Below are 9,563 nucleotides of genomic sequence, written 5' to 3' on the forward strand. Positions count from 1 at the left end.
GCATGGCCACAGCAGCGATCATCGGCGGAGGAATCGGAGGGCTCGCCACGGCCGCGCTCCTGGCGCAGCGGGGATGGGAGGTCGAGGTCTTCGAGCGCGCGGCGTCCTTACCCACGACGGGCACCGCGCTCGGCATGTGGCCGGAGGCCATGGCGGTGCTCGAGCAGGTCGGTGCCGCGGAGGCGGTGCGGGAGATCGGGATCGAGCAGCGGGTCGCCGAGCTCCGCAGCGCCGAGGGGCACCGGCTCGGCCCCGAGATCCGGGCCCGGGGCGCGACCGTCCTCATCTCCCGTCCGCGACTCCTCGAAGCCCTCGCCGCCTGCGCGCCGCCCGTCCGCTTCGGCGACCGACGAGCCGGTGTCGGCGGGCTCGAGCACGACGTCGTCGTGGGCGCCGACGGGATCGGCAGCACCGTTCGCACCCACGTCCTCGGCCGCGAACTTCAGCCGCGCCCGCTCGGCGTCGACGTCCTCATCGGCCGCTGCCCCGGCCGCACCGACACCTTCACCGAGTACTGGGGTCCCGGAAGACTGTTCGGCGTCACGCCGCGCGACGGTGACTACATCAACTGGTACTCGGCGTTCGACCCGCGGGCGGTTCCGCGGGGCACCCCGGCCCCGGACACCGATCCACAGGGTTTTCTCCGCGCGATGTACCAGGGGTGGGACACACGGGTCCGCGAGACCATCGAGGGCATCGAGACCGCGACGGCACTGCACTATCACTGCCGCGACCTGCCGCGATTGCCGCGGATCGTGCGCGACAACGTCGCGCTGATCGGCGACGCCGCGCATGCGATGGCGCCCAACCTCGGCCGCGGTGCGTGCGAGACCCTGCTCGACGCCGCGGCACTGGCCGGGGCCCTCGGCACTACCGCGGACTTCGACGGTGACCCCACCCGCGCACTGCGCGCCTACGAGGCGGAGCGCCGCCGCGCGGGACAGCGGACGATGCTGCTCTCCCGCGTGATGCGGCACGTGGCACTCGCCTCACGGCTCCGCGGTCCGCGGGACCTGTTCCTGCGGGCCGTGGCCGCGGCGGCCTGATCAGGAATCCTCGGCGAGCCCCGGGGTGATCTTCGACAGCGCGACCCGGATAGCGGCGACGTCCTGCTCCGCCAGGTGGTCGAAGACCAGCCGCCGGACCTCCTCGACGTGCCCGCGCGCGGCACCGTCGAGCGCCGCGAAGCCCTCGTCGGTGAGCTCCGCGTACGCGGAGCGACCGTCCGCATGGCGCACCAGCCAGCCGCGTTCGCTCAGCTTGCGCAGCACGTGCGACAGGCGCGAGGGCGAGGAGTTCGCGGCCTCGGCGAGCGCGGACAGGCCCAGGATCCGCTCCGGCGCCTGGGAGAGCTGGGAGAGCACCATGAACTCGAAGTGGGTGATGCCGGCGTCGATGCGCAGCTGGGTGTCCAGTTTGGCGGGCAATCGCATCGCGACGTGGATCAGCGGCAACCAGGCCGCCATCTCCTCGTCGGACAACCATCGGGTGATCCCCGCGTCCACAACCATCTGGCACCCCCGAAACGTTCCGGTCGGCACCCGAGTTTACCGGCTCCAGGTCTCGGAACGGCATATCCACCGACGTGGGTAGATTGAACCGCATGAGCCGATCGACGACGCCGGGACCGACCTCCGACGCGGAGATCCCCGCGTATCTGGCGGCCCTCGGCATCCCCGGCCTCGCGGACATCCACGTGCACTTCCTGCCCGAGCCAATGCTGGTGAAGGTATGGGACTTCTTCGACCGCGCCAGCGCCGAGTACGGCCGGGAGTGGCCCATCCGCTACCGCTTCGACGAGGACACCCGGCTCGAGCTGATCCGCGGCATGGGCGTGCGGGCCATCCCGGCTCTGACCTACCCGCACAAGCCCGGAATGGCCGTGTGGCTCAACGAGTGGTGCGCCGACTTCGCCCGCCGGGTACCCGACGGGATCCACTGCGGCACGCTCTACCCCGAACCCGGCGTGGACGAGTACGTCGCGAAGGCCGTCGCCGACGGTGCCCGACTGTTCAAGATGCACGTCCAGGTGGGCGTCTTCGCACCCGACGATCCGCTGCTCGACCCCGCCTGGGAGCTGCTGTCCGCGGAGCGGATCCCCGTGGTGATCCACGCCGGCTCGGGCCCGGTGGAGGGCCCGTACACGGGCCCCGACCGGGTGGCCGCGGTGCTCCGGCGCCACCCCGATCTGACGCTGGTCATCGCCCACCTCGGCATGCCCGAGTACGACCGGTTCGCCGATCTCGCCGAACAGCACCCGAACGTCCACCTCGACACCACCATGGCGGCCACCGACTTCACCGAGCGCACCGCCCCGATGCCGCCCGGCTACGTCGACCGGCTCGGAGCGCTCGCCGACAAGGTGGTGCTGGGCAGCGACTTCCCCAACATCCCGTACGACTACGCGCACCAGATCTACGGGCTCGCCCGGCTCGGACTGGGCGACGAGTGGATGCGCAAGGTGCTGTGGCACAACGGTCGCGCCCTGCTGGAGCGCGCGGGCGCCTGAGAGCGGACCGATACGATGGCCCTCATGCAGATCCGGCGGGCCGTGGTGGCACTGCTCGCCGCGGCGACCCTCGCGGCGTGCGGCGGCGCACCGTCGACGCCGCCGGCCCTGGCCCTCGAGCGGTCCAAGAAGCCCTTCGAGCAGGTGGGCGTCGATGAGACCCGAGGCGACGTGACCGCGCTGGTCGGCACCGCCACCCGCCTCGGCGCCCGGCTCGCGGTGGGCGACCCCCGCGCCGCGAGCACCGTCGTCTCCCCCTGGTCCGTCCTGGACCTGCTCGCCATGCTCCGGGCGGGGGCGCGAGGCGGGACCGCCGCCCAACTCGACGCGGCAGGGCTCGGCGCTGCCGAGGACCTGCCGCGCGCGATGGCGGCGCTCACCGGCCAGACCGCGCAGTGGGCGGGCGACCCCGGCACGGTGGCGGCGAACACCCCGCCCCCGACGCCGCTGTTCCAGTCGCGGGTGGCCCTGCTGACCGCGAAGCAACCCGAGGATCGGCGGGTACGGGCCAGCTTCCTCGACACCCTCGCCGCCTCCTACGACGCGGGCGTCTATCCGGTGGACTTCGGCCGCGGCATCGGCGAGCCGCTGGGCGAATGGGTCGCCGTGAACACCGGCAGCAGTTTCACCTCCGCGCCGCTGCGCGTCGACGCCGGCTCCCGGCTCGCCGCCACGACCACCGCCTACCTCGCCGCCGCCTGGCGCTCCCCCTTCGACCCGGCCCGCACCCGGACCTCGCCGTTCACCGCGGCCGACGGTGCGGTGCTCGATCCGATCACGATGCACGGCACGGTGCCCGCACGGGTGGCCGCCGGCGAGGGCTTCTCCGCCCTGCAACTCGACTACGGCACGACGCTGGCGCTGCAGATCCTGCTCCCCGCGCCCGGGACCTCCCTCACCGACACGGCGACCGAGGGGCGGTTCACAGCCGCGCGGATCGCGCTGGCGGGGGCACCGTCGGCGCTGCACCAGGTGAGCCTGCCGAAGTGGCGCGCCGCCACGTGGACCGCGCTCGTCGACCCGCTCCGGGACGCGGGCCTGACGGGGCTGTTCGCCGGCCCGGGACTCGACGGCATCGCCCCGGGATCGCCGACGGTGGCCGACGCCCGCGCCGCCGCCGTCCTCGCGGTCGGCGAGAAGGGCACCGCCTCGGACACCGCCGCTGCCGCGCCCGTCCCCGAGGAGGCCCCAGGACCAGCGCCTTTCGTGGTGGACCGGGCCTTCGCGTACGCGGTGGTGGACACGGCGACGGGGCTTCCCCTGTTGATGGGGGCCGTCAACCGCCCGGGCGCGTAGACCGCACGTCCACCATTCACGTCGCCGTACCAAATTCATTGCCGGTATTAACATTTCACCAAAGCCTCGACTTCACGTTAAGGTTGAGGCATGACCTCGACGTTGATCCGCCCGCTCCGCGCGGCGGTCCGCTCGGCGTGGGCCCTCACGGGCACCGCGCTGCTCGCCGTACTCATCGCGCTCGTCGCGGGCGGCGCCACCTTCCTCATCGCCGCGGGCACCACCGCGCCCGCACCGGCCCAGGAGCGGGAGAACGCCGAGAACACGCGCGTCGCCCTCAAGGCCGCCGACGAGTCGCGCGCGCTCTTCGGCCTGCTGTCCAACGCGGTGGTCTCCGCCAGCACCGGGCTGAACACCTCGGCCGGCTCGGTGCCGCAGATCTTCGACAGCATCGACACCGCCAAGACCGGAGCGGAGCAGCTGGTCTCGGGGCTCGACGAGGCCTCTTCGCTCTCCGCCGCACTGAACCAGGTGAACCGCGCGACGACCACGCTCGCGGGCGCACTCGAGCGGACGCAGGGCCTGCAGCAGGTGACCGCCGGCACCCGCGCCACGCTGGTGGCCCTGCGCGGCCGCCTCGTCGAACATCCGTCGCCCGGCTCCGCCGAGGCCGTCGCGCAGCTCGACCGCGCGCTCGCCGGCTCGAAGGGCGTGGGTGCCCTCGACGACGTAGCCTCCTTGCGCAGCACGCTCAGCGGCATGTCGGGCAGCCTGAACAGCGCCTCCGCCAACGCGGACGCCTCGCTGGCCTCCGCGCGGAGCGCCGCCCGGCAGCTGCGGGACGGACTGACCAAGCTGGCCTCGGCCCGCAAGGACGTGAACGCCTCCGTCGCCAACCTGACCACCGGCGTGGGGCAGCTGAAGACGGCGCTGAGCGCCATCGACGGCCAGCTCGCGCTCACTCAGACCCGGCTGCGCTCGGTGACCAGCTCTCCCGCCCCCGCACCGGACCCCGGCATCGCGCGGCCGCTCGCGTGGGCGCTGGTCGTCGGCGGTGCCGCGGGCACCGTCACCTACCTCCTCTCGCTGGCCGTCGCCCATCGGTGGCGCAACCGGGTGGCCGCCGCCGAGACCTCCGATGCCGGCGACGTCGCCGTGATCTCCGAGGCGACGGACGATGCCGATGTGGACGTCGCCGAGATCGCGCCGGCCGTGACCACGAGCGCGGCTCCGGCCGCCCCCATCGGCCACGATCGGGTGCGGCCGCCGGCGCATGCGAAGGCGGACGAGGCCGATACGCAGGCGGAGCAGCCCGACGAGGTCTCGGACGCCCCCGCGGAGGAGGATCGGGACGAGGCCGCGGAATCGGTCCCGGCGGAGAGCACGGACGAGACCGCCGACGAATCCGCGACCGGACCCGAAGGCACGGCGCTCACGCCCGGGAAGCGGGCGCGGCACCGTCGGAACCGGTTCCGTCCGGCCCCGGCGGAGGACACCAACCCGTACCTCGCGGTGGCCTTCTCCGGCAGCGCCGGCTGATCCCGCCGGCCCGGGCGGCGAGCACCTACTCGTACACACCCTCCACCTCCCAGCCCCCGGCGTACTGCAGCAGCAGGGCCCGCCCGTCGTCGCGGCCGGGCGCGGGCTCGAGCAGCACCTGGGCGCGGGCCCGGGGCTCCGCGGCACCGTCGGCGGCCCACCAGCGCTCGTCGATCAGCCACGGCCCCGCCCACCAGCTCAGCGACCAGTCGCGCGAGCCCCACACCAGATGCGTGGGCTCGCCGGTGAAGGCCCCGCGCTCGGTGACGTGCACGGCGGCGCCCGCCGCATCGGTCATCGTGACCGACGCGCCCGCGATCAGCACCGACGGCGCCGGCTCCGGCATCCGCCCCGGCCACGGCGCCGACGGGTCGCGGTCCGGGACCGTCTCGTCGCCCAGCGGTACCCAGGTGACGCGCTCCGCGGGACCGCGGCCGCCGCTGCGCACCCCGACCCGGACGGCCTCCCCACCGAGCAGGCCCTGCACCCGGACCAGCGCTCGGCGGAACCGGGCGGAACCGTCGGCATCGTCACCCCACATGCCCGCCTGCAGCGCGCCCGCGTCGACCACCTCGACGGGCTCGAGTCGCAACAGCGAGATCGGGGCGCCCGGGCCCCCGCCTCCCCGTTTCGCCCCCCTGCCGCCGGTGAGCCAGCCGTCGATCTGCCAGCGCACCCGGTCGGCGGTGCCGTCCGGGGTGAGTGGCTCGGCGCAGCGCCAGATGCGACTGTGCCGCTCGCCGTTCTCCGCGATCGCGGATACCTCCAGGCGCAGGCACGCCACGCCCGCCGCAGACAGCTTCCCGTGCAGCTCCGTGGCCAGTGCGCGGCCGGCAAAGGCCGCCGCATCGACCCGGTCGATCGGCGGGTCGGGCCGCAACTCCACCTCCAGCCCGGGCGGTAGGGCCGCGGTGGACGGCGGCCTGTCCGCCAGTGCGCGGGCCTGACGGTGCGCGGCGATCGCATCCGTTCCGAAGCGGGTGGCGACGTCGGTCGAGGAGAGCTCCGCGAAGGTACCGATGGTGCGCAGCCCCAGCCGGTGTAGGAGATCCAGCAGCTCGGTGCGGTCACCCGAAGCGAGCGACGGCTCGGCCCCCAGCCGGGCGATCGGCAGGGGCGCCAGGAAGGCCGCCGATCCGCCCGGGGGGACCACGACGCCGCGACGGGCGGCCACGGCCGCGGTGAAGACCTCGTCCGCGATACCGGCGAACGACTCCGCGCCCACCGACGACGCCGCGTCCACCAGTCGCTCGGCCGCCTGCTCCTCGCCGCCGAAGAACCTGGCGGCGCCGCGGGCGGGGATCACGATCAGGCCCGGGCGCAGCACCTCGATGAGCGGGATCAACGCGGACACGGCGCCGGCGACGGGCTCGAAGAGCCGCGCGTCCCGCCCCTCGTCGGCCTGCGCGATGTGCAGCTCGGGGCAGCGGGCCTGTGATTCGCGGCGCTTCATACCGCGGCGCACCCCCTCGGCCCGCGCCGCGGCGTTGCACGCGACGACGCGGTTGCCGTGCAGGACCGCAACGGGACGGTGGGGCGGCAGGTCGGCTTCCGCCGCTACCGCTGCGGCGGGCCAATCCGGGCACCACAGGGCGAGGATGCGCTGCGCCGAGCTCATCGCGCCACCGCCAGGCCCGTGTTCGACGGTGCCGTCCCCCGGTAGGGGTTGCCGCAGCCGCGCCCGCGCGCGGAGAAGACCAGATCGATCCCGCTGACCCGGCCGCGCCCAGGCAGGGCACCGAGGCCGATGTAGCCCCGTACCCGTGCCTCGAGGTGCAGTGAGGCGCCCTCCCAGCGGCCGCCGGTGATCAACAGCACCGAGCCTTTCGACCGGGCCCGCGCGGCGACGGCCCGGCCCCGGCTGGGCGGCACGACGATGCCGCCGAGCTCGCACAGCACCATATCGGCACCGTCGAGCAGGATGGAGGCGACGGACACCGGGTCCGCGAGCGGGCCTTCAATGAGCGCGATCCGTTCCGGATCGGCGTTCTGTTCGAGAGCGGCGGCCATCCCGAAACCGGATACCCCGCACAGCGCGACCCGTGATCCCGCCCTCGAGGCGCGCGCCACCAGCGAGACCGCGAGCGAGCCGGCGCCCGAGAGCTCCGCGACCGCGCCACGCGGTAGCCCCCCGCCGGGTAACAGCGGGGCCAGTTCCTCGTGCACCGGCAGAACACCCATGCTGAACTGCGCTGATTCCTCTTGCAGCGGGGCCTCCAACGAGGCCCGCGCCTTGACCGGACGATGCCTCTCCGGCAGCGCCGCGAGCCGCTTGCGCAGCTCCGCGAGCTTCTCCTCACGGTTGCCGGCTACGGCTTGTACACGTGCGGACACTTGTCACACCCCTCCCCTACCTTCGGATCCGCGTCATCGATCAGCGCGGAAGCCGAGCCACGGGGAAGACGTGACTAGAACTTCTGTTCGATCTAACCTCAGGATAGATCTGCAGTCCGAACGACGTCAAGCGTCGAGGTCGGCGAGGGTTCCTCGGCCGGCGTCGGGCTCGACGCCCGGATGAGGGGTGGGTGAGGCGGTTTTGCCTGTACCCGGATACAGAGAAAGCCCCCGGTGCCGGGAGCACAATCGTGTGTGCTCACCGGCCTCGGGGGCCTTCGTCCTGTATCTAATTGTAGTCCGGCGGTGTCCTACTCTCCCACACCCTCACGAGTGCAGTACCATCGGCGCTGGAGGGCTTAGCTTCCGGGTTCGGAATGGAGCCGGGCGTTTCCCCTCCGCTATGGCCGCCGTAACACTGCGAAACAACACAGTTGTGTGTTGTCTCAGACATTGCATAGTGGACGCGAACCAGCAGCATGCTGGTTTCTGTAGTGTGTTACACGCTTGTTCGTTGTGCAAACACCCTGCTTGGGGTGTTCGTTTTGGCGAATGTTATGTGTGTGGTAAGCTCTCGACCGATTAGTACCAGTCACCTACACGCATTACTGCGCTTCCAGTTCTGGCCTATCAACCCCATAGTCTGTAGGGGGTCTTACCCACTCAAGGTGGTGAGAAACCTAATCTTGGAACAGGCTTCCCGCTTAGATGCTTTCAGCGGTTATCCCTTCCGAACGTAGCCAACCAGCCGTGCTCCTGGTGGAACAACTGGCACACCAGAGGTTCGTCCGTCCCGGTCCTCTCGTACTAGGGACAGCCTTCCTCAAGTTTCTAACGCGCGCGGCGGATAGAGACCGAACTGTCTCACGACGTTCTAAACCCAGCTCGCGTGCCGCTTTAATGGGCGAACAGCCCAACCCTTGGGACCTACTCCAGCCCCAGGATGCGACGAGCCGACATCGAGGTGCCAAACCATCCCGTCGATATGGACTCTTGGGGAAGATCAGCCTGTTATCCCCGGGGTACCTTTTATCCGTTGAGCGACACCGCTTCCACTTGCCGGTGCCGGATCACTAGTCCCGACTTTCGTCCCTGCTCGACCTGTCAGTCTCACAGTCAAGCTCCCTTGTGCACTTGCACTCAACACCTGATTGCCAACCAGGCTGAGGGAACCTTTGGGCGCCTCCGTTACATTTTGGGAGGCAACCGCCCCAGTTAAACTACCCACCAGGCACTGTCCCTGAACCAGATCATGGTCCGAGGTTAAGGTATCCAATACGATCAGAGTGGTATTTCAACAACGACTCCACGAACACTGGCGTGCCCACTTCACAGTCTCCCACCTATCCTACACAAACCGAACCGAACACCAATACCAAGCTATAGTGAAGGTCCCGGGGTCTTTTCGTCCTGCCGCGCGTAACGAGCATCTTTACTCGTACTGCAATTTCGCCGAGTCTGTGGTTGAGACAGCAGAGAAGTCGTTACGCCATTCGTGCAGGTCGGAACTTACCCGACAAGGAATTTCGCTACCTTAGGATGGTTATAGTTACCACCGCCGTTTACTGGGGCTTAAATTCTCAGCTTCGCCTTACGGCTAACCGGTCCTCTTAACCTTCCAGCACCGGGCAGGCGTCAGTCCATATACATCGTCTTACGACTTCGCATGGACCTGTGTTTTTAGTAAACAGTCGCTTCTCTCTGGTCTCTGCGACCCCCCACAGCTCACGGAGCAAGTCCGGTCACCATGCGAGGTCCCCCTTCTCCCGAAGTTACGGGGGCATTTTGCCGAGTTCCTTAACCACAGTTCTCTCGATCTCCTTGGTATTCTCTACCTGACCACCTGTGTTGGTTTGGGGTACGGGCCACATCAGATCTCGCTAGAGGCTTTTCTCGGCAGCATAGGATCATGGAATTCACCGCAACGGCTACGCATCACCTCTCA

Annotated in this window: 7 protein-coding genes and 2 rRNA genes; 4 read left to right on the top strand and 5 right to left on the bottom strand. The window is 70.3% G+C overall.

Annotated elements, in window-relative coordinates; genetic code table 11:
- Nucleotides 1-2 precede the first annotated feature (2 nt).
- Nucleotides 3-1,046, top strand: a complete 1,044-nt coding sequence (locus AC21LY_RS22725) for an FAD-dependent oxidoreductase (RefSeq protein WP_489048846.1) — start codon at nucleotides 3-5, stop codon at nucleotides 1,044-1,046.
- Here the strand turns inward: AC21LY_RS22725 and AC21LY_RS22730 are convergent, their stop codons facing one another.
- On the bottom strand, nucleotides 1,047-1,511 hold the full coding sequence (locus tag AC21LY_RS22730; RefSeq protein ID WP_489048847.1) for a MarR family winged helix-turn-helix transcriptional regulator: 465 nt from the start codon (nucleotides 1,509-1,511) through the stop codon (nucleotides 1,047-1,049).
- A 92-nt stretch (nucleotides 1,512-1,603) separates the two neighbouring features.
- Between AC21LY_RS22730 and AC21LY_RS22735 the strand changes: the two genes are divergently transcribed.
- The 3 genes from AC21LY_RS22735 (at nucleotide 1,604) to AC21LY_RS22745 (ending at nucleotide 5,284) form a co-directional block, all read left to right on the top strand.
- Nucleotides 1,604-2,509: an amidohydrolase family protein gene (locus tag AC21LY_RS22735; protein ID WP_489048848.1), complete on the top strand. Its 906-nt coding sequence runs from the start codon at nucleotides 1,604-1,606 to the stop codon at nucleotides 2,507-2,509.
- A gap of 24 nt (nucleotides 2,510-2,533) precedes the next feature.
- Nucleotides 2,534-3,805 carry a serpin family protein gene (locus AC21LY_RS22740; RefSeq protein WP_489048849.1) on the top strand — a complete coding sequence of 424 codons (1,272 nt, stop codon included), beginning with the start codon at nucleotides 2,534-2,536 and terminating at the stop codon, nucleotides 3,803-3,805.
- A gap of 90 nt (nucleotides 3,806-3,895) precedes the next feature.
- A complete protein-coding gene (locus tag AC21LY_RS22745; RefSeq protein ID WP_489048850.1) occupies nucleotides 3,896-5,284 on the top strand; it encodes a hypothetical protein in 1,389 nt (462 codons plus the stop codon).
- Between the two features lie 25 nt (nucleotides 5,285-5,309).
- Here AC21LY_RS22745 and AC21LY_RS22750 read toward each other — a convergent pair whose 3' ends face one another.
- The 4 genes from AC21LY_RS22750 to AC21LY_RS22765 form a co-directional block, all read right to left on the bottom strand.
- Nucleotides 5,310-6,902 carry a DNA polymerase Y family protein gene (locus AC21LY_RS22750; RefSeq protein WP_489048851.1) on the bottom strand — a complete coding sequence of 531 codons (1,593 nt, stop codon included), beginning with the start codon at nucleotides 6,900-6,902 and terminating at the stop codon, nucleotides 5,310-5,312.
- Nucleotides 6,899-7,618, bottom strand: a complete 720-nt coding sequence (locus AC21LY_RS22755) for a hypothetical protein (protein WP_489048852.1) — start codon at nucleotides 7,616-7,618, stop codon at nucleotides 6,899-6,901. The genes AC21LY_RS22750 and AC21LY_RS22755 overlap by 4 nt, the downstream gene beginning before the upstream one ends.
- Nucleotides 7,619-7,916: 298 nt before the next feature.
- Nucleotides 7,917-8,033, bottom strand: a 5S ribosomal RNA gene (rrf, locus tag AC21LY_RS22760).
- Nucleotides 8,034-8,179: 146 nt separating this feature from the next.
- A 23S ribosomal RNA gene (locus AC21LY_RS22765) occupies nucleotides 8,180-9,563 on the bottom strand; the annotation flags it as partial.

Source organism: Tsukamurella sp. II2bb, from assembly GCF_057815145.1.